Raw genomic sequence first — 22,522 nt, 5'->3', positions numbered from 1 at the left:
TTTGCTCCCCCACTTTCCATTGACCTCATTATAGACGATGCAGTACCAATTGGTAAATATTTTGGTTAACCTCTAGTTGCTTTCCGCCCAATATGGTTCTACAGTTTACCAACATCGAAACCAAATGGCCTAACAAGGGGTGTGTGAATGTGAAGTTTGCAAACTTACAGATAGAGGGTCAACACGTCGTGGCGCTCGTCAATTCGGACGAGGACGTATATTGGCCTATCCAATCGCTGGTCCCGGACTTTTCTGGCGATATGGCCCAATTGGTACACAAATTTGCGAATTTGAAGGGAGATTTGAAGCCGAAGAGCGCCGGGAGCCCACTGGCCGACGTCAAGGTTCTTGCGCCGATTGACCAGCCTAGACGCAACATCTTTTGCGTGGGCAAGAACTACCGCGAACACGCCGCGGAGTTCCAGAACTCCGGCTTCGATAGCAGCGCAAAGAACGGCGAGCATGCGCCGGAGGCGCCAGTGCTTTTTACCAAGCCGGCGTCGACCATCATCGGTCCTGGCGACAAGATTCCTCGCCACACGAGCGTGACGAGCCAACTCGATTACGAAGCGGAACTTGGCGTCGTTATCGGCAAGGCCGGTCGCAACATCTCGAAGGCCAGCGCGATGGATCACGTGTTCGGCTACACCGTGATTAACGACTTCACTGCGCGGGACCTCCAGAAGCTGCACCGACAGTGGTTCCTCGGCAAATCGCTGGACGGCTTCTGTCCGATGGGCCCGTATCTGGTCACGGCAGACGAAGTTGACGGGCAAAACATCGATGTCAGGTGCTGGGTCAATGGCGATTTGCGCCAGAACTCGAATACCTCGCAATTGATATTCGACATCCCGACGCTCATCGAGACTCTTTCGGCCGGCATCGAGTTGCAACCGGGTGACGTCATCGCGACGGGCACGCCGGCAGGAGTGGGGATTGGGTTCACACCGCCCAAGTTCCTTCAAAAGGGCGATGTAGTTCGCATCGAAATTGAAAACGTAGGTGTTCTTGAAAACGAGGTGGATGAATGACGACGACTCTTGTTAAAAACGTAGTAGTGGAACTTGAAGGCGACGGTCAACCGGTGGTGTGCATCCACGGTCTGGCGGGCTCCTCGAACAACTGGACGCCAGTTTTGCCGGCGTTCGAGGGCATGAAGGTTGTGCGTCTGGACCTGCCGGGCAGTTCGCGCTCGGAGCTCTCATCCGAGCCGCTGTCCATCGACTTGTACGTCAAGACGATTGCCGACGTTCTCGGTGAACTGAAGGTGTCGGCCGCGCACGTCGTCGCGCACTCGATGGGTACGATTGTTGCCCAGCATCTTGCTGTCAAGCATCCGGACCTCGTCAAGAGCCTGGCGCTCTTCGGTACGCTGATTGAACCGCCCGAAGCAGGTCGTGCAGGTATGAAAGCGCGCGCTGCACTTTGCCGCGAGAAGGGTATCGCCGGCGTCCAGGAAGTCGCCGACGCCATCGTCAAAGGCGCGACGAGCGCAGAAACGAAGGCGCAGCGGCCTGTAACAGTGACGCTGGTTCGTGAAAGCGTGATGCGCCAGACGCCGGAAGGCTACGCACAAAGCTGTGAGGCGCTCGCTGGTGCGCAGGGAGCAGACGTCGAGGCGATTAAGGTCCCGACACTTCTTGTTACTGGTGATGAAGACGGTGTCGGTCAGCCCGCTGCAGTCAAGGCGATGGGCGAGCGCATTGCAGGAAGTAAGGTAACTATTCTCTCTGGATGCGGACACTGGACGACCTTTGAAAAGCCGGTCGGATGTGTATCTGAACTAAAGAGCTTCTATCAAGCGGCCAAGTAAATCTGCCGAGATAATGGAGGAGACATGAACAAGGTTCTTATTACCAATGTAAGCATCTTCGACGGCAGTGGTACCGACCCGTTCAGGGGCGAAGTCCTCGTTGAAGACAACCGAATTACCAGCGTCTCGAAGGGGGACGAAGCCGCTTCCAGAGATGGAGTGCGAGTTATAAACGGGAACGGCAAGTTTCTCATGCCCGGCATGACAGAGGCACACACGCACTTCTCGTGGAACGACCAGCCGTCGCTAAGCGCCATTCAGTTCATGCCGCCTGAGGAGCATATCCTCTGGTGCGTGCGCGTTGCGAAGCGTTACCTGGAAATGGGATGGACGTCGGCTAACGGTCCAACCTCGGCTGATGAGCTGCATAGCGCAGCACTCTACGACATGGCTGACGTCGAGCGCGATGGAGTACGCAGCGACGTGTATCCGGCGCTCGCCATGTCGGAGCGCGACACCCCAGGTGTTGGCCGAAAAGCTTCGCATTGTGCCGCCAATTCAGTGATGGCGTTGTACGGCCTGCCGCCACCCTCAATGGCAGGCCGAGCTCCACTTCCCGGCCCGTTTGCAATCGCGTTAGCGGCACTTTCTGATGGGAGTCGGCTAACCACAGCAGGAGCCGCGGTGCGGCCTCTCAGTCTGTCCACGAGCACAGCGCATCGTCATTTGAACCGGGAATATCGACCAGCAACGTTACAAGGTGCTCCTGGGACGCCACAGAGTCGACACCGCGACCGCTCGGGTGTCGACTGCTTCGTCGCATTTCAGGCAAGCAACTTCACGACTGCCTTTGCGCTCGCCTCCGATGAGCCGGGGTTCTGCCCCGTCACCAACTGTCCGTCGACCACTACGTGGCTCGCCCAATCTGGCCCTTTACTGTAATGTCCGCCGAGCTTTTGCAGCTCCGACTCGACAAGGAACGGAACCACGTCGACAAGCCCGACTGCAGCCTCCTCCGAATTAGAAAAGCCGGTGACCTTTTTCTCGTTCACGAAAGGCTTTCCGTCGGCGCCCTTAACGTGTCGAAGGACGCCAGGCGCATGGCAGACAAACGCAACCGGTTTCCCCGCTGTTTGAAATGCTTCAATCAGCGATATCGATTTCGAGTCCTCGGCAAGGTCCCACAGCGGGCCGTGGCCGCCGGGATAGAAGACTGCGTCGTATGCCGCTTCATCGACCTCCGACAGCGGATGAGTATTACTGAGCAACTCCTGCGCGTCCTTGTCAGCACGGAAGCGTTTTGTTGACTCGGTTTGCGCATCGGGTTCGTCACTCTTTGGGTCAAGAGGTGGGTGACCTCCCTTGACAGAAGCTAGCGTAATTTTTGCTCCTGCGTCCTTGAACACATAGAAGGGCGAGGCAAATTCCTCGAGCCAGAATCCGGTCTTTTTTCCTGTGCTACCAAGCTGGTCGTGGGACGTCAAAACCATAAGGATTTCCATAACAAACTCCAATGTTGGTCAGTTGGATTACCAGCGGGACACGCTTCGTTCTGACCAAAACTGTGGGCAAAGGTTGCGAGGCAACAGAAACCCGTCAATAAATGTGTCGACAGCAGTGTGTGCGGTGTTTTAGCCTATGTGCAGTCGTATATACCTTGGCCGCAGAGGCGCGTTCAACCAGCTCGGGCCGTAGGGGACGCCTTTGCATTGCAGGTCGGTATCGTATTCGACGCCACACGGAGCGCGCGTTTGAGCAGGATTCGGTCGTCCGGAACGAGGTGGCAGATGATGTGGGCCGGGGACGCCCGCCACCTTGCGCAAACCCTAAAGTCGTTGGGTATGGCCCGCCGGGCACCTTCATCGGCTCACTTGCCAACGGCGGGGACAAGGTCGAGGCTGAGGTTACACGAGCCGATGCATCAGTTTTTTTGTGTGCACTGCCGTACGCGAAATGTCGTTCCCCCGCTGAACCGGGCGAAACGGCAGACGAGAATAGGAGACGATGAAATGTCAGACGCCCTGAGAATTCTTCATGGAGAGTTCGGTCGAGTCGCACTGGTGCTCGTCGACAAGCCAATGGCGGCCCATGCGCATCGCGTGTGTCACATCATATTCAAGGTAGGCGGGGGAGCAATCGAATTTGGCATCAGGGAGCGGCAGCATCGCCTCGACGCCAGAACCGTGCTTCTCGTTAATGCCTGTGAGCCGCACTTCTATGAGCAGAAGCCCCTTTCCCCACCGGCAACTCTTCTGGCGCTCTACCTGGAGCCAGACTGGCTTCGTAAAGTTGACCGGCGTTTCTCGCTGAGCGCTCATCCACGGTTTTTCGGCAGGCCTGGCTGCGCGGTGGAAGGCAGGATTGCACGAATTCGTGACGAGCTGCTAGACATGCTTGCTGTGATGGAGTCACCGTCGGCAAAAATCGTGGAGGAGACGATAGTCGCGCTGATTGCGGAAATAACTGCGAAAGCTCAACCCTCGGCGTACCTTTCGGCATGCGAGTTAATGGGAGGGTTCGCGTTCGACGCACGCATCCGGCACTGTATCGAGCTGATGCAGTACACGGGTGGGATTACGGTTGATTTCGATGAGATTGCGCGCTCAGCGAACCTGTCTCGACCTCACTTTTTTCACCTCTTCCGCAAACAGACTGGCGTGACGCCGGCAACATTTGCGACCATGCTGCGCATGGAAGCCTCGATTGCCCGAGTCTCTTCGTCCGATGCCCCCTTGATGGACGTCGGCTTGCAGATGGGCTTTGAGTCGCCCGGCAACTTCACGCGCTTCTTTGTAGCTCAACAGGGGGTTACACCTAGTCAGTACCGTCGGAAAGTTGAGCTGGTCTCTCCGACTTCCAGGTAATGCGAAAAGGACCATCCGGAAAGATAAGTCGACAGTTCAAACGGCAGATTGGCACCTATAACAAAAAGAACCGGGCGACGACCTGGAAGTACTTCTTCCGCGGCGACCTTCGGGATGACCGATAAAGAGTCCATTACATAAGGAGACAATCATGGCCGGAGTAGGCAGTGAAAAAGTTTTCGAGAACGACAAGGTAATCGTGTGGAATTTCACCCTCGAACCCGGAGAATGCACGCCCCTTCACACGCACGAGCACAACTACATGTGGTATGCGATTGCAGGCGCGCCGCTACAAATCTACGATGAAGAAGGTAAGGACCTGGGGGTGTTCGACGTGCCCACGGGGGGAATCTTCTCGCTAAAGCTGGAGGACGGCTACCTGGAGGTGCTCTCCGAGATTGGCAAGGGCGCGCGCGTGCCTGCAACGCACAAGGCTCTCAATGCCGGGCCCGCCCCGTACCGCGAAGTCCTCATCGAATACAAATAGCCCACCTCTATTACGACGATGTTTGTTGCGGCCTAACATCGTCGTTTTATCGGCGTCCGCGAGAACGGTTAGGTTGCCTCTGCTTCGCGGCATCGCTGATGTCGCTGCGCAGTAGAGAGTACGCAGCTGTGCTGCAGCAGGTACGTTAGACCAACGTTTGCACCCCTGAAACACTGCTGAGCAAGAAGTGGCGCGCATCTGCGCCATTTTTTGTGCGTTAAATGTTCCCATGTAACTTACAGATAACTTGATGGTTTTTGCCTTGATTTATGGGTCACATTGTCTATCCCTAACCCATGTATATCGAGACCGTCCCGAACCGGAATTCTCCGCCCGCGATCCTTCTGCGTGAGGGCTATCGTGAGGGCGGCAAGGTCGTCAAACGCACCGGTCGGCACTGCGCGCTCGCGCACTACGGCTACTCGCGCGACGGCAAACGCGATGACCCGCAGATCGTGTTCGGCTTGCTGTGCGCCGCCGACGGCTGTCCGGTGGCAGTCGAGGTGTTTGCCGGCAACACCGCCGATCCCGCCACGCTCGCGGCACAGGTCGATAAGCTCAGGCAGCGCTTTGGCCTGTCGCGGGTGGTGTGGGTGGGGGACCGCAACATGATCACCAGTGCGCGCATCGAACAGGTACTGCGCCCGGCGGGCATGAGCTGGATCACCGCGCTGCGCTCGCCACAGATTGCCGAGCTGATCGAGGAGCGCGGCCCCTGGCAGCCCTCGCTGTTCGACGAGCGCGGCCTGATCGCACTCGACAGCGCGCGCTATCCGGGCGAGCGGCTGGTGGTCTGCCGCAATCCGGCGTTGGCCGAGGAGCGTGCCAGAAAGCGCGCCGAGCTGCTGGCGGCCACCGAAGCGGAACTGGCCGCGATTGCGCAGGCCACCGCGCGCCCCCGCAATCGCCTGCATGGCCAGGACAAGATCGGCTTGCGCGTGGGTCGCGTGATCGAACGCTACCGGATGGCCAAGCACTTCGAGCTGGACATCACCGAGACGAGCTTTACGTTCGCCCGCAAGCAGCAACAGATCGATGCCGAAGCCGCGCTTGATGGACTCTATGTACTGCGCACCAATGTGCCGAGTGAACGGCTCTCCGACGCCCAGACGGTCCTGGCCTACAAGAGCCGGGCGCAGGTCGAGCGGGCCTTCCGCTCGATGAAGACTGTCGACCTGCACGTGCGTCCGATCTATCACTTCAGCGAGGCACGCGTGCGCGCGCACGTGTTTTTATGCATGCTGGCGTACTACGTCGAGTGGCATCTTCGCGAGGCACTCAAGCCGCTCTTGCATGACGATGAGGAACTGGCGGTGCTGCGTGATCAGCGCGCCAATCCGGTGATGCCAACGCCGCGCTCCGAGGGGGCCAAAGCCAAAGCCGCGCGCCATCGTACCGATGATGAACTACCGGTGCATAGCCTGCATACGCTGCTGCAAGACCTCGCCACGTTGACCTATAACATCACTTCCACCCCGGTCAATCCACAGGCCAAGATCGTCATCACGACCCGTCCCACACCATTGCAGAGCAAAGCCTTCGCGCTGCTCGGTATCGACCCCGCCTGTTCCCAGTAGCCACCCCATTTGGTTCGTAAATCTCTAAGCGCTTCAACAGGTTGGCTCGGGCGCCGAGTCAAACTTCGGGTTAGAGGCCAGGCGTTTGTCCGCCCGTGTCGTCGCGCTCAGACTTCCCGCCTCAGACCAGGTCCGGATTCGGGCCGTTCTGGTCTGACTTGCAGGAGCTGGCGGTGCGAGTCCGGGCTCGCTCGTCAGTTTGCCCCCCCGCGCCTGATGTCACCGGCTTTGCACGGGGCTACCGGGCGGCACCTAGCCGGTCCTCACATCGTTGCCGGCGTGTGTCTCGGTTCCAGAAAACCGCCGGCTTTTTCGTCAGACCACGCAGGTCTTCAAGACGAATCTAGTACATCACCATGTAAGTTTCGAAACATAATGGCGCCCGAGTTTCTGGTCTGCATCCTGTCGGGTGAACTTCCACTCGATAGTTCGTCGTAGCGCGTTTCGATCGGTTTGCGAAGTAGCAACTTCTTGCTTCAGAAGTTGCCGGCTTGCGAGACGCCGCTTCAAGCATTGGCGCGTAAGGATGCCGATCTCGATCTCTGCCATGTTGAGCCAACTTGCATGCTTGGGCGTGTAGTGGAAGCGTACCCGGCGCAGCAGCTTACCGGCTGCGCGCTTTCCCAGTACATCGTCGAAGCATTTTCTGAAATGGATATTGAGGTTGTCCAGTACGAGGTGAACGCGGCGGGCAGCCGCATACGTGTTGGTGAGAAGCCCTTGGACGAAGCCGACGAAGTCCGTCTTGCCACGGTGATCGGTCACCGAGACGACGCGCTGTCCCGCCTTGGGCTCGACGGCCACGAACAGATTCGTTGTGCCCCGGCGAACATATTCATAGTCCTGCCTGGTCGGTGCGCTCGGCGCCATGGGCAGCGGCGCGCGACTATGCGCAATGAGTTGCAGACTCTTCTCGTCGATGCAAATCACCGGCTCGTCACAGCGCAGCGGCTTGGCGTACAACTTGAGCAGGTTGTACATGCGGCACCGGTACTCTTCGGTGAGCGTGCCGATGCACCACATCAGCCGCCGCCAGGGTTTGAGGTCGTTTTTTTTAGCATGCGTCGTACGGTTTCCCGACTGACGTTGCCAAGGCCCAATTCCTGGCGCGCAGCACGTTCGAGATCAATGATCGTCCAGCGCTGCCGCCCCTCGGGTGGCGCCGAGCATGCCAGCGCCGTCAGGCGTGCCTCGGCATCCGTGTCGTACTGTCGCGGCCTACCGGAGCGCGCAACGTCGAATACGGCCAGATCGACGCCGCCTTGCAGGTAGGCTGACCTCGTGCGCCACAGGGCTGTGCGTCCGATCCCCAGCACTTCCATGATCTGCGCCTCCGGAATCCCACGATCCAGACACGACAACGCGTGCGCCCGGTTCACTTCTCGTGAATGATGAACTCCCCTGTGTCGAATTTCATCGAGGACCCTTCGGTCCGCATCGCTCAACTGCAGTTCGGTCTGACGCATCAGCACACCTCACGTAAGCCAAATGGCGATACATAGAGTGTAAGTATGTTTCGTTATTTATGTGTCTTGGTACTAGCTTCAAATTCCAACTGCGCCGCGTGCTCGTGTTCGCGCGTGACGTCGCGGAAGAGCACCGTTATGCCATCATCAGTAGCCTTCCCGCCGTCGAGTAAGTCCGCGAACTTCCGACTTTGCGGCTTTTGATGGTCCAGTTTAGGTCACGAGTGACCGTTCGATCCCTCAAAAGCTAACGCTTGCTCGCGTTTGACGGTATACGCTTTGTACAGGGCGACTCAGTCGACGAGTCGCCGTCACCCCGTCACCAAAAGGCGGGCGCCCCTGGGCATACATTCGCGAACGGATCACAAGGGACCGCTCATGGCCGGTTGCTCCCGCTGAGATATGACGCCAACAAGCTGCCGCCGACGCAGGGCGGATGTTTTCGAGCGGCGGCTTACGGCGAAGGGACTGGGCGCGTGCAGTCGGTAACTACCGGCCAGTCGACTGTCGGGAGGGAATGCGAACTCCCAGCGATAATTTTCTCCTTAACCTGACGGTCGGGTTGGACGGCGGAGCCATAGCCGACCTCAACAGCGGTCGACTGCAGCGGTGCGCCTGAGGTGCCCTTCACAGCAAAAATCCCTGCGTCGGTATTGATGACGTGCGCCTCTGCTTTTGCCAGAAAAGTAAAATTGCCAGCCGGTCATGTCAGGTTATCGCATTCCGGCGACGTGGCAATCCGCGACCTGAATCGAAGGCATCGCGAGGTATGCACGCGCGCCACGTGACTGGCATGCCGGTTTTCTACGGCATGCCAGTGCATTATTGATTATCGTGGGCTAGCAAAGTCGGGCGGAGGCGGTGTTCAAAAGCGATGCCGTAATGAAAGCTTGACAGCGACCTGAGTCGGCGTCGACGACTGGCCCAACGTGCTGATTGCCGCGACCGCGGCATGGCCTGTCGAATCGATACCCGACGCGTGCTGCCACACACCGACCAGATTGATGTCGGTACGCTTGGAAAGCGAGTAGTTCGGACCGAAATCGAATTGCTCGTATTTGGCGCGGGGCGCTTTTGTGTAGTCGAACGACGCGCCGATCAGCAATGCGGGCGTAACGTTGTAGCGGCCATTGATCTCGTAGCTGTTGAAACTCGCGTTGCCGGTGTTCGGCGTGGACGCAGTGCGCCGGATGTCCTGAAACCGCGCGTTCGTATAGACGAGCCCAATGCTGCCCTGCCCGATCTTGTAAGAAGCTCCCGCCCCGAAGATCTGCCACACATTCGCCGAAGCGAAGCCGCTGAACACCGGGGTTCTGCTCGGACTCACGTAGCCTGCCTGGCCCGGCGAAAGCGCGCTATCGAGCACCAACACCGACGGGTTGTTGATGTTGTCGTACGCGAGCGCGGCGCTCAACGGGCCATTCGCGTACTTCAGCCCCAATGCGTAGACACGCCCCGACGCGAAGTTGCCCGGCACACCGCCGGGCGCAAACATGCCGCTCGCCTGCAGACCGTGGAACTTCGGCGATTGATACTTCACCGCGTTGTTCACGCGAAACGTCGAGTTCAGATTGTCGAAGTCGCCGGGATGCGTGCCCAGCCATGCCCACATCGAAGTCGCGGCAATCGCGCCGATGAGTTCCGTCATCGGGTCATACTGGCGGCCGAGCGTCACGGTGCCCCACGTATCGCTGCCAAGCCCGACAAACGCCTGGCGACCGAATTCGCGGCCGCCTTGCAGAAGCTTGCCGTTCGACGTGTCGAAACCGTTTTCAAGCGTGAAGATGGCCTTCAGGCCGCCGCTGAGATTCTCGCTGCCGCGCAAACCCCAGCGGCTGCCGTTCGTTTGTCCGTTGATCATTTGCACGTTAGCGTGCCCGGACTGGTTGTTCACGTACACGAGTCCGGTGTCGAGGAAGCCGTACAGCGTGACTGAGCTTTGCGCATGAGCCGCGCCTGCGAGGAGCGGCAGAGTCAACAATGCGATTGAGGTCTTTTTCATAATGTCTCAGGCGTGACGAGTCCGCGCCTTCTCGCGGGAGCGCGAGAAAACGGCAGACCTCGCTGGATTTTTTAAATGATTGTTTTGCGGAGGTACTTCGATGAATCAGCCGGAAGCGACAGGCCGCCGGCTGAAAACTGAATCTCCGGTCTATCTTGCGGTGCTCGTCGCGGCCTCCACGGTACGGGAACCGTAGATGCGCCCCATCACGAACACGCCAAGACCGGCGACGAGCACGGGCCACGCCGAGACGCGGAAGATTTCCGCGGGCGTCCAGTGCGCCGAATACAACATGCCTGCAATCAGCGGCCCCGCGATACCGCCGAGCCGACCGATGCCGAGCGCCCAGCCCACTCCGGTCGAGCGCAGGTTCGGCGGATAGTAGACAGCCGCGAGTGCGATCACGCTTTTCTGCCCACCGCTGATGCAGAAGCCGGCGCAAAAGACCATCACCATCAACCACGCAATGCTGCCGGAGAACGCGCCGCCAACAAGCCACATGAACACCCAGCCCGCGAGGTACATCACCGTCAGCGTCACGTACGGGCCGACGCGATCCATCGCTAGGCCGAGCGGCACGGCCGACAGCACGCCCGCTATGGTCGGCAGCGCGGTCACCCAGACAATCGCCGACGGCGAATACTTCAGGCCGGTCATCATCGTGGGCAGCCAGCTCTGCATGAAGTAGAACTCGGCCAGGTTGAGGAAGAAAATCAGCCAGAGCAGCACGGTGCCGATCGACGTGGGCCCTCTGACAAGCGCCGCGACACTCGCACGCGTTTCGTTCTGGTCTTCGAGCCAGAAGGTACTGCCGAGCGGCACGTCGACACGAGGGAAGAGCCGCTGCAACACGGCGCGCATGCGCTCATTGCCTTGCGGGCGCCGTTGCAGAAAGGCCAGCGACTCCGGCAACAGCCACGAGAGCGGCAGCGTCAGCGCAAGCGGCGCGATTGCGCCGGCCAGCATCAACGATTGCCAGCCGTACGCGGGGACGAGCGTGCCGGCCGTGAGTCCGGCCACGACGAAGCCCAGCGAGAAGCCGCAATACACCAGCAACACGAAGGTGGCGCGCAGCCGCTTCGGCGCGAATTCGCAGGTCAGCGCAACGGCGCTCGGCGCGGCCGCGCCCAGGCCGATGCCCGTCAGAAACCGCAGGCCGATCAGTTCAGTCACGTTCGTTGCGAACACGGTCAGCATCGTGAACACCGCGAACAGCAGCGTGCTCGTCAGCATCATGCGTTTATGGCCGAAGCGTGCCGACAGCGGCGCGATGGCGAGATAGCCGATCATCAGGCCGACCAGCGCGGCGGAAAAGATCGAGCCGAGAATCTCACGCGGCAAATGCCAGTCTTTTGACAGCACCGGCACGATGTAGCTGATCGCCTGCGTGTCGAAGCCGTCGAGGAACATCAGCAGCGCACAGAGCAGTACGACCAGACACTGCCCTGCTCCGACCTTCTGGCGTTCAATGACCTCGACTACGTCGATAAAGGGGGATGCCACGGATTTGTCTCCTGGTTATTGTGTGGGAAAGCGTCGCGTCTTCTAAGGACGGATATCGGTGTGCACGAAGGCGTCGCTAAAGAAATCCTCGTCGGGCAAGCCTGCTTCGACGAAGCTGCGCTGCGCGGCACTCGTCATGACCGGGTTGCCGCACGCATAGACCTGATAGCCGGCGAGCGAGCCGAAGTCTTCGAGCACCGTCTCGTGCACGAAGCCGCGACGACCGGTCCAATCATCGTGCGGCTCGGACAACACGGGCACGAACGTCAGCTTGCCGCTCGCGTGCCACTTCTGCGCCAGCTCGAACAGATACAGGTCTTCCTGACGGCGCGCGCCCCAGTACAAATGGAGCGGACGTTCGAGCTTGCGTTTGATCGCGTCCTCGACGATCGACTTGACCGGCGCGAAGCCCGTGCCGGTTGCCAGCAGAATCGCGGGACTCGTCGATTCGTCCTGTAGCGTGAATTCGCCGAAAGGCAATTCGATGCGCAGCTTCTGTCCTTTCTCGAGCCCGCCCAGCACGCTGCCGGAAAACTTGCCGCCCGGCACGTGGCGCACGTGAAGCTGCACGCTGTCGCTTTCATGGGGCGGATTCGCCATCGAATAATTACGGCGGCTGCCGTCCTCGAGTTCGATCTGCAGATACTGACCGGCGCGGAACTTCGCGCGCGAGCCGGTAGGCAGGCGCAACTGCACGACGCTGACGTCGGCGGCGGGTTGCGTGACGCGATACACCGACATGTCGAGCGTCTTGCGCACACCCGGCTCACGCTTTTCGATCTTGCGCGGCGCGATCGTCATGTCCGACGACGGCCGCAGGCAGCACATCAGCACGCGCTCGGCCGGTCCCGCCACCTCGCCCTGCACGGACGAGCGGCCTGCGCCGGCCACCAGGCCGCCCTCGCAGGTCGAACACACGCCTTTTCGGCACGAGTACGGCACGCTGTAACCCGAACGCTCGGCGGCGTCGAGCAGGGTTTCGCCCGGCGCGCAGCGGAATGCGACATCGCTTCCCGCGATGGAAATCTGGTAATCCAAAATGTGACCTCGATGAGCGGTTAAGACGTTTCAGCCGGCCTGTGCGGGGAGCACGGTCCCCGTTGTCACGAGGCGCAGCGCGCCGAGCAGCGGCGCGGCATCGGCGCGCAGCGTGCCCGCGATGTCGAAGCCGCTGCCGTGGCCGACGCTCGAGAACATCACGCCCGCGCCGATCGACAGCGCCGCGCTATGGCGGCCCGCGCGCAGCTTGACGGGAATGTGCCCCTGGTCGTGATACATCGCGACGAACACGTCGACATCGGGATTCGTCAGCAACAGGTCCGCGCCTTCCGGTCCGATCACGGCGATGCCCTCGTCGCGCAACTGCCGCGCGGCGGGTTCGGTGATGTCGATGTCCTCGCGGCCAAACAGCCCGCCTTCGCCCGCGTGCGGATTGATGCCCATCAGGCCGACCACCGGGCGCTCGATGCCCATCAATTGCAGCGTTTGCGCGGCGGCTCGCGCGGCGCGTACGATATGACGCTGATCGAGCCGCGCAAGCGCCGATGCAATGCCTTCGTGCAAGGTCGCATGAACGATGCGCAGGCCGCCGCCGATCAGCAGCAGATACACGTCGTCAGCCGGCACGCCCATCTGCTGCGCGACGAAGCCCGGATAGCCGGCGAAGCGCACGCCGCTCGCATTGATCGCCGTCTCCGAATGCGGACACGCGATCACGACGTCGACGTTGCCCGCCCGCGCGGCAGCGAGCGCGACGCTGACATAGGCGAGCGTCGCGGTTCCGGCCGCGGCCGCGACTTCACCCGGCACGAATGCTTCGGCACCCAGCGACGCGACGTCGACCACGTCGATCGCGCCGGGTTCGGCCGCGGGCAAATCGTCGGCCCGCACTTGCCGAAGCGTCATCCCGGGACAGCAGCGCTGCACATACCAGCGAATGACGAACGCATCGCCGAACAGAACCAGACGCCGCGTCGGACCGGCATCGGCCATGTCGCGCGCGCTCTGCGCGGCGGCCTTCACCGCAATCTCGGGACCGATGCCGTTCGGGTCGCCGATCGCCAGCGCGATGGTTAGGGAGTGGCTCGTCGGCTGTTTCATAGCGGCAGTGCCAACAGCGTGTCGATACGCGAGCTGTCGCACACGACGATACGTTCGCGCAGCTTCACGCCGCCCTCTTCGACCACACACACGTCGCAGTAGCGACCCGTGGCAAACAGCGTCGTCGTGCCGTCGCGCATGATGCGCGCCACCATGAACGAGGTTTCGCTGCGCACTTCCTGTTCGCTCTCGCTCACGACATAAGGTTGGCCGAGCAGATGCCGGTAAGCGTGGCGCTCGTAGATGTTCGCATCGCGCAGCGAAGCGACGCGGTCGATCAGCATGCCGCGCGAGGCCGCGTAGATCATGCTGCCCGCGAGCCCGCGCTTGTAGTTCTCGGCGGTCGTGACCTTGTAGACGCATGCTTCGGTAAAGAACGCCGGCCACTGCGAGAGATCGCCGTCGTCGATGCAGCGCACGTATTCGGCTTGCGCGCGGGCAATCAGTTGATGGATGTCTTGCGCCATTTCTAGTATCCCATTGCGTTGCGGTAGGCCTTCCAGAAGCCGCGAATGGACGCTTCCGTCACGCGGCTTTCGCTGCTTTCAGCGCTGTCGCCGCCCATCTCGATCACCGAGCTGCTGTCGCTCGCGCCGTCGATGCCTCGCTGCACGAAGCCGCCGACACAGCCGTCTTCCATTGACACATAACCGGCCGGTCCCACGAGGTTCGCTTGCCGCAGACGCATTTCGCGCAATTCAGGGGTGTCGTCTTCGAAGCCGAGGTAGGTCCAGTTCAGTTCGGTCTGCTGCGTGCCGCGCGGCAAGATCTGCCGAACCGCAATCGCATTCTGGATCTGCTGCAGCACAAAGCCGGGAAACACCGAAAGAATCTGCAGCGTGACGCCGTCGCCGAATTCGTCCGTGCCAGCCAGCACCGAGGTGTCTTCCAGCCGGTGCTCGCTTTCGGAGCGGATCTTCTGATCCACGTAATCGCTGGCGGCTTTTGCTTGTGCGGCGGCCTCCGCGGCATGGTCGACAGCGGAGTAGCTGACGTGATGCCCGCCGCTCGGATCGACAATGATGCCGCCGCGCAGCGACAGGCGGTTCAACTGGAACGTGGTGAAGAACAGATGCAGGATGCTCGCGTGATACGAGTCCTTGACGTTCTCGAAGTAGAGTTTCCAGTTGTTCGGCAGCATCTGCGTGAAGCGGCCGAGCACGACCGGCGTGCGTCCTTCGAGCACGCGCGCAATACGCTCGACGATTTCCTCGCCGAGATATTCATCGAGCGGCGCGACGTCGTCGGAAAAGCTGCCGAACACGAGGCCATGCAGCGTCGCGACCCGAAGCTTGCGCAGACCATGATCGCCCTCGCAGAAGTCCGGCTTCATGCCGCCCTTGCCGCCAATGCCGTCCTTGAACGCGACGCCGAGCAGATCACCCTGCAGGTTGTACGTCCACGCGTGATAGACGCAGCTGAAATCCTTCGCATTGCCCAGGTCTTCCAGGCACACCATCGCGCCGCGATGCGCGCAGCGATTCTCGAACGCATAGAGTTCGCCGTCGGTGTCGCGCGTGACCACCACCGGCGTATCGCCGATAAAGCTGCTGCGGAAATCGCCCGGGTTCGCCAGCTCCGCTTCGAGGCACAGATAGCTCCAGTTCGGGCCGCGGAAAATCGCGTCCTGCTCGTCGGCGTAGACGTCTGCATCCTGAAACAGCGTATAGGGCACGCGCGTGAGGCCTTCGGACGGCCAGACAATGCTGGCGCGCCGCGCCGGCTTGATGGGGATGATGTTCAAGTTGCTTGCTCCATGTATTGCACGGACCGTTAAACGTTACCGGTCTGGGAAGACAGTTCTTCGGGCACCGGCGAAGTTGACAGGCCCGGTTGAATGTGTTCGAATACCGTACGTCGTTCGATATGTAGATTAAATATGACATCAGTCAAAGAACCTGTCAATGATCAGGAAGGCGCGTCGTCGGCCGAAGAAGGCATCGAAGGGGGCGGCAAGGTGCGCGCAAAGGAAGGGATGGCGGGCCTCGCCAAGGGGCTTGCGATCATCGAGGCGTTCGGCGCATCGACCACGCGCATGACCGTATCGGACGCCGCGCATCTTGCGGATCTGAGCCGGCCCGCCGCGCGCCGCTGTCTGCTGACGCTGGTCGATCTCGGCTATCTCGCGCACGACGGCAAGTTCTTTACGCCGCTGCCGCGCATGCTGAGACTGGGCAGCGCTTACCTCAGCACGTCTTCGTTGACGCAAATCGCGCAGCCGCTTCTCGCGAATGCCCGCGACGAGTTGCAGGAGTCGGTGTCGCTGGCGGTCATGGACGAGGGTTACTCGGTGTTCATCGCGCGCGCGGAAGCGATCAGAATCGTCTCGACGGGTGTGAAGCTCGGCGGCAGATTGCCCGCGTATTGCTCCGCAACCGGCCGCGTCCTGCTATCAGATTTGACGGAAGAAGAAATCAACCGGCATCTGGACCCCACGCCGATGAAACGGCTGACCGCGCGGACGCTCGCGACGCCGGCCGCGGTCTTGCAGGCCGTCAGGCGCGCGGCGGAAGAAGGCTATGCGATCAGCAACGAGGAGTTGGAGATTGGTATGTCCGCGATGGCGGTGCCGGTGAGAAATCGCAGCGGGGAGATCGAGGCCGCGCTCAGCGTGAGTGTGTTTTCCGGACGGGTTAGCGTGGAAACGCTGGAGCAGAAATTCCTGCCTGTTCTAAGGAACGTGGCAGCGCGGCTGCAACGCGCGCTGTAGCGAAAGCGTCCCTCTCCTTGATCAGGCGGCTATCGACTTCGCCCGGTCCGGCAGCGGGACCGGTGTCGCTCAGTCTGCCGCAGCAAAGTGCGCCATCTGGGACGTGTCAGGAATTTCGTGTGCTGAGGTCGCTGTAAAAAGTCTCAGCTGATGCCATTGGTGAACCGCTCGCCGAACAGAATGGCGAACTGATTGACCGCTTGCCGCCAGGTGATAGGCGGCATCTTCCAATCCTTTTCGATGTTGCGCAAGGCCAGATACAGCAGCTTGCTGGCGGCTTCGTCGCTGGGGAAGTGGCCGCGGTTTTTGACGATCTTGCGCAGTTGCATGTGCATGCTCTCGATGGCGTTGGTCGTATATATAATCCGACGCACTTCGGGCGGATAGGCGAAGAACGGGATCACCTGCTCCCATTGACGCAGCCACATCGCCGCCACGGTGGGGAATTTACGGCCCCAGTCGCTTTGGGAGAAGGCTTCGAGCGCGGCTGCCGCCGCTTCGGCCGTGGCGGCCTGATAGATCGGCTTGAGCGCGGCGGCCGACGGCTTGCGGTCTTTCCAGCTCGCCAGATTCAGCGAATTGCGGTTCAAATGCACGATGCAGGTCTGGATCTGGGCGGCCGGATAAACTGCCTCGATCGCTTCGGGGAAGCCGCGCAAGCCATCGACCACTGCAATCAGGATGTCGTGCAAACCGCGGTTCTTCAGCTCGTTGAAGACCGAAAGGAACGCCCTGATGACCGAAACAACAAGCGACAAAGAAGAGCAACAAACCGAGCACGCCGAAGCTGTTTCCGGATGAACTGATTGATCAACTGCTGGCCTAGGTACAGAACAAGGATGCCGAGCCGATTCTCGGTGAATCGGGCCTGGCCGGCCTGCTCAAGAAGCAACTGGCCGAGCGCATGCTGGCGGCCGAACTGACGCATCACCTGACTGCTGAGGCCGGGCAGGGCAAGGCCGGCAACCACTGCAACGGCACGAGCCCGAAGACGGTCATAACGCCCAATGGCGAGTTGAACCTGGATATTCCGCGTGACAGGCAGGCGACGTTCGAGCCGCAACTGGTCGGCATATACGGGGTCGCTTAGAGGGTAGCCGCGCCCCCTTCCGGAAACGCGGCCCCCGAAGAACCGTACGTGCGAGCTTTCCCCGCATACGGCTCGAGCACAGTGTTAAACGTCGTACGGACGCCGGTCTTGCCACGCTGCGCAAGGCCTTCGCAAGCATCACATCGTTGATCCGTCTCATCGCTGAGATGAAGGGCGCTGAACCGTAGTCCTACCGGTCTCTCACAAGCTTCCCTCCAATGAATCTCAAAAGTGGATCTGCGACAACTGCACCACACGGAAGTCTGCACCCTTTCAGGTCAGGGCAAATCTTGAACCCCTATACGGGCTATTACCGCCCGTCATTCGCTTTCTCCGCGTTCTCATATCCACTTGCCCAACAGCTTGCCTCGCGGCTCACCTGCCATGGCCAAACCTCTGACGTGGGCGGACAATTGGACTGATATGATTTTCCGTGTCAATCGGTAGTGGTTTTCGGCTTTTGCATAGGCAAATTCAGTTTCCTGAGGACGGCGCAGCAGTAATGTCGACGGTGGATCAGGCTGATATGCGCGGGTTGGGTACCGCATTACAGTGGACCGCCTCATGAGCCTGCCGCTACCTTACCGCGCAAGTCAGCCGATGGCCGTTGCGAAGTCCGAACGCGGGTTGCTCGAATGCCGGGCTGCGCCGTCTTCAGGAAACTTTTTCGGTGAAGTTGGGGGGGTGGCGATGGTCGTCATGCCTTCGTGTGTGTTGTGCGTGGAAGGGCCAGCGACATCGCAAGATGGCCGATGTCCCAGATGAAGCCCGCAAGTTCGCGGGCGATGGCGACGACCGCAATGTTCTTCTGCTTGCCTCGCGCGACGAGCTTCCGATAGCGTTGGCACAGGCGCACCTGGGCGTCCCAGGCGCGGTCGACGATGGGCTTGGGCAATCCTTCAAGACGGGTCTGGATTTCCCTGCTCAGCCGAGCGGAATGGCGGTAGCTCCACGCGGCCTCCACCAGCAGCTTTCTCGCGTAAGCATTGCCGGTCTTGGTGATGCTACCCTGTCGGCGTTTGCCTCCCGATGAATGCTCTGATGGCGTCACACCAAGCCATGCCATCAGCTGGCGCGGGTGTCCGAATCGCGACAGGTCACCGAGCTCCGAGACCATCCCGATGGCCGTAACGAACTGAATGCCGCGCATGGCCTGCAGCGCCAGTACCACGGGATAGAATCGCCAGGCGGTGACCGCGTCGCGCAGGGCGGTTTCGAGACGTTCGCACTGTGCAAGCCGGTCTTCGATGGTGCGCCGATGCTCCTCGAAGGCAAGCTGCTGCCAGGTGCTGGGAAAAGAGCAGCGGCCGAGCCAGCGCCGATGCGCCTCGCCCCAGTTGGCGGAGCCGGTATAGCGAACGCCATGCGCGAGCAGGAAGGATTTGAGCCGCTGACGGGCTTGACGCAGATCCTCGCGGACAGCGGCCCACCCGCGGGCAAGATCGCGGAATGCCTCGTCCTCGATGCTGGGCACGTGGACGGCGGACAGGTCGCCCGCGCGCAGGGACCGGACCAGCTTGACGGCATCGCGCCGGTCGGTCTTCACACGTTCGCCGGGTTTGCGGGGGATCAGTGATGGCGCGCAGACCATGCAGTCGAAACCCTTCTGGATGAGCTGCCGGTAGAGACCGTAGCCACACGGGCCTGCTTCGTAAACGACGCGTACATGCTTCGCCTTGGACTGCAGGCGGCGACACAGGCGATCGATATCAGCCCCTGTGGCCCCTGTTTTGCCGAACAGTTCGACCTCGCCTGCATCGATCGCGTAGGCGGCCGTGATCGAGTCCTTGTGAACGTCGAGTCCGATGTAGATCGTGCTATCGTTGCTCATGCTGGCCTCCGTTGGGCAAGATCGCCGGGGCGTGGCCCAGTCCACGCCCGTGCGGCTCTGGCAGTCATGCTAACCCGCGTTTGATTTCCTGCGGCAGGCCAGCCTCCGCCTCACGGAAAATCATTCTGACTTACCGAATTTGCTCTCGCGAATCGTCAACACGCCATTGACGAGATCGACATCATCGCAATCCAGATGCAAGGCTTCATTGATCCGCAGACCGGTGGCAACATATAAGCCGAACAGCGTGGCATATGTATGCGGTCGCAGACCGGTCGCCGATGGTAGCTGCCGTGCCAGCTCAAGCAAGTGGTCGATGTCTTCGTCGCGATAAATGTAGGGTTCCGGACGTTGTAGATACGGCAGCAAGTCCGGTGATGGTATGAGAGTGCGTGGATCGCTCGCGCTGCAATATTGCGCAAGCCGACGCGCCATGCCTAAGCGGTTCGCCCATTGCGCCGGCTGCACATTGGCAGGTTGGGTCGCCCACGCCAGAGCGAGATCGGTGGGGATGTACGTGGCGCCCGCGGCATCGACGAAGTCGACGAAGCTTTGCAGCAAGCGTCCGGGCAACCGCAACTTGACGCCGAGGGCACGACGGAGCGCCAGATACTGATCGAGGGAAATCTGTGACGAAGGGGTGACGGGTGATTTCCTCATGATGCACTCCCCGGCCGCGGCGGGGCGATGCGCCGTAGCGCAGCGATATCCACCTTGGCGTAAATCTGCGTCGTCGTCGGTTGCTGATGCCGGAGCAATTGACCAATCATCGAGGGAGGCGCCACGACGCAGCAGTTCGGTGGCCAGCGAATACCGCAGCAAATGCGCCCCTTTGAACTCGGGGTTCAACCGGCGCGTTGCAGCGCGCGGCGCACGACATCGCAAACGGCGACACGGCTGGCAAAGCCGCGCTGCGGAGCTCTCGAGCGGATAAACATGCGACGCGTCGAGCACATGAGACGAACGTGACGCAGATAGTGCGCTATCGGCGGGTGATGCAAACATGCGAGAGCCACTACAGCCGCGGGGATCTGTTGTCGGTACCCGCGATACGTAAGGACGGCACGCGCATTTCGGTGGAGTTTTCGATCGTGCCGTTGAAGAATCATGAGGGGCGTGTCGACGGCATGGCGGCCATCATGCGGGACGTGACGAAGCGCCATGACGAAATGCGCGCGCTGAAGGCCCAGCTCGTGAGGACCGGAACTGCGCCGTGAGGCGACCATCGTGCTTTCGTGTCTTCAATGCTTTCGCTGGTCAACGGTCTGCGCTGACGCAGCATGATGCCGGTCTCACTTCGACAGCCGGATTTCGACAGGCCGCTCGACGCCCGCGAAGCTGCGCAGCGCCGCATTACCAGGCAGCGCGTCTCACGCGAGCCGGAAAGAGTCCTTTCGGACCGGACGGCCGGGGGTCCGGTCTCCCATCGGCGCCGAGGCGCTCATCTGGGTCGCGCCAGGCGCGAGCCGAAGTCGCCCGCGGACGCAACCCTGTTCCCGCTCGAGGACATGCGCCAGAATATGGAGAAAGTCAGCGGTTTGATTCCTCCGGCAGATGCGAAAGGACATCGCGCAATACGATGGCCTGGTTATGCTCCTCGTCCTTTGCTCCATAGACCAGCGTGATTGGCTGCCCCTTCGCATCAGCGAGGAGACTCCGCATGCGCTGCTGCTGTTCTTCAGCATCGAGTTCGTGCCGGTAACGTTGCTGGAAAGCTTCCCATCGAATCGGCTTGTGTCCGAACCATTTGCGCAAGGCAGCGCTTGGCGCGACGTCGCGCGCCCACTGACCGAGCGCCAGTACCTCCTTGCTTCGTCCGCGAGGCCAGAGGCGATCAACAAGGACGCGATAACCGTCTTCCGGTGTCGCATCCTCGTATGCCCGCTTGACAAAAATCTTCGACTTCTTCGTGTTCGCGTGCGGCATTTCCTGCTCCGTTCAGACGGGTGTCCCGATACGCGTTACCCGGCTCGTGACAGGTCTTGCGCGACGAGCGGTTCAATTCTCTCGCGCAGCATGGGAAGGACTTCGCTTTCGAACCACGGGTGCCGTTGGAACCACGGCTGGTTGCGCGGAGACGGGTGCGGCAACGGAACGAAGGCCGGCGCGTATTCCCTCCACGCCCTGACTGTTTCAGTGAGCGACGGCTTGCGTCGGCTGCCGAGAAAATGCTGCTGTGCATACTGGCCGATCAGCAAGGTCAATTGAATCTTCGGTAGCTTTTCCAGCAGGCTGTCCAGCCACAGTTGAGCGCACTCGCGACGCGGTGGTTTGTCACCGCCGTTGCCGCGTCCGGGATAACAGAATCCCATCGGAATAATCGCGAACTGCGACTCGTCGTGAAATGTGGTCGCGTCGATTCCGAGCCAGTTCCGAAGACGGTCGCCGCTCGCGTCATCCCACGGAATGCCCGATGCGTGCACGCGCGCACCCGGCGCCTGTCCGACAATCAGGATGCGCGCGTCGGCTCCCGCGCGCACGATCGGGCGAGGACCCAGTGGCAGATGCGGCACACATGCACGACAGGCACGCACGTCAGTCAGTAACGAATCGAGGGAAGAACACGAGTATTTATTCATTTTCCGGCCACTTCATTTCCAGATCGTCGTCATGATTTTTGCGGCGCTCACCGGCGAGCCCCTGCAACTCATCCGGACTGACGAGTACGACAGTTACGAGTATCGATGCGTTCTGGAAGGCTGTCAGTGCATGCGGGACGCCGGCTGCCAGATAGATAAGGTCACCAGTATGCAGGATCTGATGGCCTTCATTCATTTCCAGATCGACTTCACCTTCGATGCATTGCACCGTTACCGGCCCATCAACCGCATGCACAGGCATCCCTTTACCAGCCGGAAGAACGATGCGCATGACTTCGAGGCGCTCCTCCTTGAACAACGCCGTGGTCGGAGTCTGCTCAAGCACGTCGCCGAGCGGTAACAGGCTCGCAACCTCACCAGACGAAAGATGTGATATGGCCACCTCGTCTCTCCTTGACGTACAGCCCGGTCAGGTTATGCACGTCGGCGGGGATCGCCAGGCTGCCTGCCACGCATGTTGCCATAGCATACTCCCCACGACGACAGGATCCGGGATGCCCGCCGGGAACGGTTGGCGCGCCAAGACCTATCGCACTATC

Annotated in this window: 21 protein-coding genes and 3 pseudogenes; 9 read left to right on the top strand and 15 right to left on the bottom strand. The window is 60.7% G+C overall.

What is annotated here, in order from left to right; genetic code table 11:
• Positions 1-149 precede the first annotated feature (149 nt).
• The 3 genes and pseudogenes from ACAX43_RS32155 to ACAX43_RS32145 form a co-directional block, all read left to right on the top strand.
• Positions 150-1,031: a fumarylacetoacetate hydrolase family protein gene (locus tag ACAX43_RS32155; RefSeq protein WP_370712364.1), complete on the top strand. Its 882-nt coding sequence runs from the start codon at positions 150-152 to the stop codon at positions 1,029-1,031.
• On the top strand, positions 1,028-1,813 hold the full coding sequence (locus tag ACAX43_RS32150) for an alpha/beta fold hydrolase (RefSeq protein ID WP_370712357.1): 786 nt from the start codon (positions 1,028-1,030) through the stop codon (positions 1,811-1,813). The genes ACAX43_RS32155 and ACAX43_RS32150 overlap by 4 nt, the downstream gene beginning before the upstream one ends.
• A 24-nt stretch (positions 1,814-1,837) precedes the next feature.
• Positions 1,838-2,170, top strand: a pseudogene (locus ACAX43_RS32145) (amidohydrolase family protein); the annotation flags it as partial.
• Positions 2,171-2,577: 407 nt separating this feature from the next.
• Here ACAX43_RS32145 and ACAX43_RS32140 read toward each other — a convergent pair.
• A complete protein-coding gene (locus ACAX43_RS32140) occupies positions 2,578-3,255 on the bottom strand; it encodes a type 1 glutamine amidotransferase domain-containing protein (RefSeq protein ID WP_370712356.1) in 678 nt (225 codons plus the stop codon).
• Positions 3,256-3,762: 507 nt separating this feature from the next.
• Between ACAX43_RS32140 and ACAX43_RS32135 the strand changes: the two genes are divergently transcribed.
• From ACAX43_RS32135 to ACAX43_RS32125, 3 genes are all read left to right on the top strand, one after another.
• Complete coding sequence (locus ACAX43_RS32135; protein ID WP_370712355.1) at positions 3,763-4,617, top strand: helix-turn-helix domain-containing protein; 855 nt, start codon at positions 3,763-3,765, stop codon at positions 4,615-4,617.
• Positions 4,618-4,768: 151 nt separating this feature from the next.
• Entirely contained in the window at positions 4,769-5,104 is a 336-nt protein-coding gene (locus ACAX43_RS32130; protein ID WP_370712354.1) for a hypothetical protein, read from the top strand.
• A 296-nt stretch (positions 5,105-5,400) separates the two neighbouring features.
• The gene (locus ACAX43_RS32125; RefSeq protein ID WP_370712353.1) at positions 5,401-6,681 is read left to right on the top strand and encodes an IS1634 family transposase; all 1,281 of its coding nucleotides are present in this window, start codon (positions 5,401-5,403) and stop codon (positions 6,679-6,681) included.
• A gap of 351 nt (positions 6,682-7,032) precedes the next feature.
• Here ACAX43_RS32125 and ACAX43_RS32120 read toward each other — a convergent pair whose 3' ends face one another.
• The 8 genes from ACAX43_RS32120 to ACAX43_RS32085 form a co-directional block, all read right to left on the bottom strand.
• Positions 7,033-7,704: an IS630 family transposase gene (locus tag ACAX43_RS32120; protein ID WP_370712352.1), complete on the bottom strand. Its 672-nt coding sequence runs from the start codon at positions 7,702-7,704 to the stop codon at positions 7,033-7,035.
• Complete coding sequence (locus tag ACAX43_RS32115; RefSeq protein WP_370712351.1) at positions 7,704-8,147, bottom strand: helix-turn-helix domain-containing protein; 444 nt, start codon at positions 8,145-8,147, stop codon at positions 7,704-7,706. Before ACAX43_RS32115 ends, ACAX43_RS32120 begins: the two co-directional genes overlap by 1 nt.
• Before the next feature lie 865 nt (positions 8,148-9,012).
• A complete protein-coding gene (locus tag ACAX43_RS32110) occupies positions 9,013-10,149 on the bottom strand; it encodes a porin (RefSeq protein ID WP_370712350.1) in 1,137 nt (378 codons plus the stop codon).
• Positions 10,150-10,299: 150 nt separating this feature from the next.
• The gene (locus ACAX43_RS32105; RefSeq protein ID WP_370712349.1) at positions 10,300-11,652 is read right to left on the bottom strand and encodes an MFS transporter; all 1,353 of its coding nucleotides are present in this window, start codon (positions 11,650-11,652) and stop codon (positions 10,300-10,302) included.
• A gap of 42 nt (positions 11,653-11,694) precedes the next feature.
• Complete coding sequence (locus ACAX43_RS32100; protein WP_370712348.1) at positions 11,695-12,690, bottom strand: 2Fe-2S iron-sulfur cluster-binding protein; 996 nt, start codon at positions 12,688-12,690, stop codon at positions 11,695-11,697.
• 30 nt (positions 12,691-12,720) lie between these two features.
• Positions 12,721-13,752, bottom strand: a complete 1,032-nt coding sequence (locus ACAX43_RS32095) for a PdxA family protein (protein ID WP_370712347.1) — start codon at positions 13,750-13,752, stop codon at positions 12,721-12,723.
• On the bottom strand, positions 13,749-14,219 hold the full coding sequence (locus tag ACAX43_RS32090; RefSeq protein WP_370712346.1) for an aromatic-ring-hydroxylating dioxygenase subunit beta: 471 nt from the start codon (positions 14,217-14,219) through the stop codon (positions 13,749-13,751). Before ACAX43_RS32090 ends, ACAX43_RS32095 begins: the two co-directional genes overlap by 4 nt.
• Before the next feature lie 2 nt (positions 14,220-14,221).
• The gene (locus ACAX43_RS32085; protein WP_370712345.1) at positions 14,222-15,496 is read right to left on the bottom strand and encodes an aromatic ring-hydroxylating dioxygenase subunit alpha; all 1,275 of its coding nucleotides are present in this window, start codon (positions 15,494-15,496) and stop codon (positions 14,222-14,224) included.
• Between the two features lie 135 nt (positions 15,497-15,631).
• On the opposite strand from ACAX43_RS32085, the gene ACAX43_RS32080 reads away from it, so the two are divergent.
• Positions 15,632-16,462 carry an IclR family transcriptional regulator C-terminal domain-containing protein gene (locus tag ACAX43_RS32080; RefSeq protein WP_370712344.1) on the top strand — a complete coding sequence of 277 codons (831 nt, stop codon included), beginning with the start codon at positions 15,632-15,634 and terminating at the stop codon, positions 16,460-16,462.
• A 143-nt stretch (positions 16,463-16,605) separates the two neighbouring features.
• On the opposite strand, the pseudogene ACAX43_RS32075 reads toward ACAX43_RS32080, so the two are convergent.
• Positions 16,606-17,190: pseudogene (locus ACAX43_RS32075) on the bottom strand (IS256 family transposase); the annotation flags it as partial.
• A 7-nt stretch (positions 17,191-17,197) separates the two neighbouring features.
• Between ACAX43_RS32075 and ACAX43_RS32070 the strand changes: the two are divergent.
• Positions 17,198-17,540, top strand: a pseudogene (locus ACAX43_RS32070) (transposase); the annotation flags it as partial.
• A gap of 709 nt (positions 17,541-18,249) precedes the next feature.
• Here the strand turns inward: ACAX43_RS32070 and ACAX43_RS32065 are convergent.
• Together ACAX43_RS32065 and ACAX43_RS32060 are read right to left on the bottom strand one after the other, a co-directional pair.
• A complete protein-coding gene (locus tag ACAX43_RS32065) occupies positions 18,250-19,383 on the bottom strand; it encodes an IS110 family transposase (RefSeq protein ID WP_370712343.1) in 1,134 nt (377 codons plus the stop codon).
• 120 nt (positions 19,384-19,503) lie between these two features.
• Positions 19,504-20,232, bottom strand: coding sequence for a tyrosine-type recombinase/integrase (locus tag ACAX43_RS32060; RefSeq protein ID WP_370712342.1), 729 nt, complete (start codon positions 20,230-20,232; stop codon positions 19,504-19,506).
• Between the two features lie 116 nt (positions 20,233-20,348).
• Between ACAX43_RS32060 and ACAX43_RS32055 the strand changes: the two genes are divergently transcribed.
• Entirely contained in the window at positions 20,349-20,600 is a 252-nt protein-coding gene (locus ACAX43_RS32055) for a PAS domain-containing protein (protein WP_370712341.1), read from the top strand.
• Between the two features lie 313 nt (positions 20,601-20,913).
• On the opposite strand, the gene ACAX43_RS32050 is transcribed toward ACAX43_RS32055, so the two are convergent.
• From ACAX43_RS32050 to ACAX43_RS32040, 3 genes are read right to left on the bottom strand one after another with little or no spacing between them, the layout of a single operon-like run.
• Positions 20,914-21,309 carry a DUF488 domain-containing protein gene (locus tag ACAX43_RS32050; protein ID WP_370712340.1) on the bottom strand — a complete coding sequence of 132 codons (396 nt, stop codon included), beginning with the start codon at positions 21,307-21,309 and terminating at the stop codon, positions 20,914-20,916.
• A 35-nt stretch (positions 21,310-21,344) separates the two neighbouring features.
• Positions 21,345-21,962: a uracil-DNA glycosylase family protein gene (locus tag ACAX43_RS32045; protein ID WP_370712339.1), complete on the bottom strand. Its 618-nt coding sequence runs from the start codon at positions 21,960-21,962 to the stop codon at positions 21,345-21,347.
• A complete protein-coding gene (locus tag ACAX43_RS32040) occupies positions 21,955-22,365 on the bottom strand; it encodes a cupin domain-containing protein (protein WP_370712338.1) in 411 nt (136 codons plus the stop codon). The genes ACAX43_RS32045 and ACAX43_RS32040 overlap by 8 nt, the downstream gene beginning before the upstream one ends.
• Positions 22,366-22,522: the final 157 nt, after the last annotated feature.

It is taken from the genome of Paraburkholderia sp. IW21 (assembly GCF_041321145.1).
GTDB lineage: Bacteria > Pseudomonadota > Gammaproteobacteria > Burkholderiales > Burkholderiaceae > Paraburkholderia.
This window is presented reverse-complemented; position numbering and strand designations above follow the sequence as displayed.

Bases quoted from the DNA above. Each gene is read 5' to 3' on its own strand.
- ACAX43_RS32150 (WP_370712357.1), top strand. From the start codon at position 1,028: ATGACGACGACTCTTGTTAAAAACGTAGTAGTGGAACTTGAAGGCGAC.
- ACAX43_RS32140 (WP_370712356.1), bottom strand. From the start codon at position 3,255: ATGGAAATCCTTATGGTTTTGACGTCCCACGACCAGCTTGGTAGCACA.
- ACAX43_RS32135 (WP_370712355.1), top strand. From the start codon at position 3,763: ATGTCAGACGCCCTGAGAATTCTTCATGGAGAGTTCGGTCGAGTCGCA.
- ACAX43_RS32130 (WP_370712354.1), top strand. From the start codon at position 4,769: ATGGCCGGAGTAGGCAGTGAAAAAGTTTTCGAGAACGACAAGGTAATC.
- ACAX43_RS32125 (WP_370712353.1), top strand. From the start codon at position 5,401: ATGTATATCGAGACCGTCCCGAACCGGAATTCTCCGCCCGCGATCCTT.
- ACAX43_RS32120 (WP_370712352.1), bottom strand. From the start codon at position 7,704: ATGTGGTGCATCGGCACGCTCACCGAAGAGTACCGGTGCCGCATGTAC.
- ACAX43_RS32115 (WP_370712351.1), bottom strand. From the start codon at position 8,147: ATGCGTCAGACCGAACTGCAGTTGAGCGATGCGGACCGAAGGGTCCTC.
- ACAX43_RS32110 (WP_370712350.1), bottom strand. From the start codon at position 10,149: ATGAAAAAGACCTCAATCGCATTGTTGACTCTGCCGCTCCTCGCAGGC.
- ACAX43_RS32095 (WP_370712347.1), bottom strand. From the start codon at position 13,752: ATGAAACAGCCGACGAGCCACTCCCTAACCATCGCGCTGGCGATCGGC.
- ACAX43_RS32090 (WP_370712346.1), bottom strand. From the start codon at position 14,219: ATGGCGCAAGACATCCATCAACTGATTGCCCGCGCGCAAGCCGAATAC.
- ACAX43_RS32080 (WP_370712344.1), top strand. From the start codon at position 15,632: ATGACATCAGTCAAAGAACCTGTCAATGATCAGGAAGGCGCGTCGTCG.
- ACAX43_RS32065 (WP_370712343.1), bottom strand. From the start codon at position 19,383: ATGAGCAACGATAGCACGATCTACATCGGACTCGACGTTCACAAGGAC.
- ACAX43_RS32050 (WP_370712340.1), bottom strand. From the start codon at position 21,309: ATGCCGCACGCGAACACGAAGAAGTCGAAGATTTTTGTCAAGCGGGCA.
- ACAX43_RS32045 (WP_370712339.1), bottom strand. From the start codon at position 21,962: ATGAATAAATACTCGTGTTCTTCCCTCGATTCGTTACTGACTGACGTG.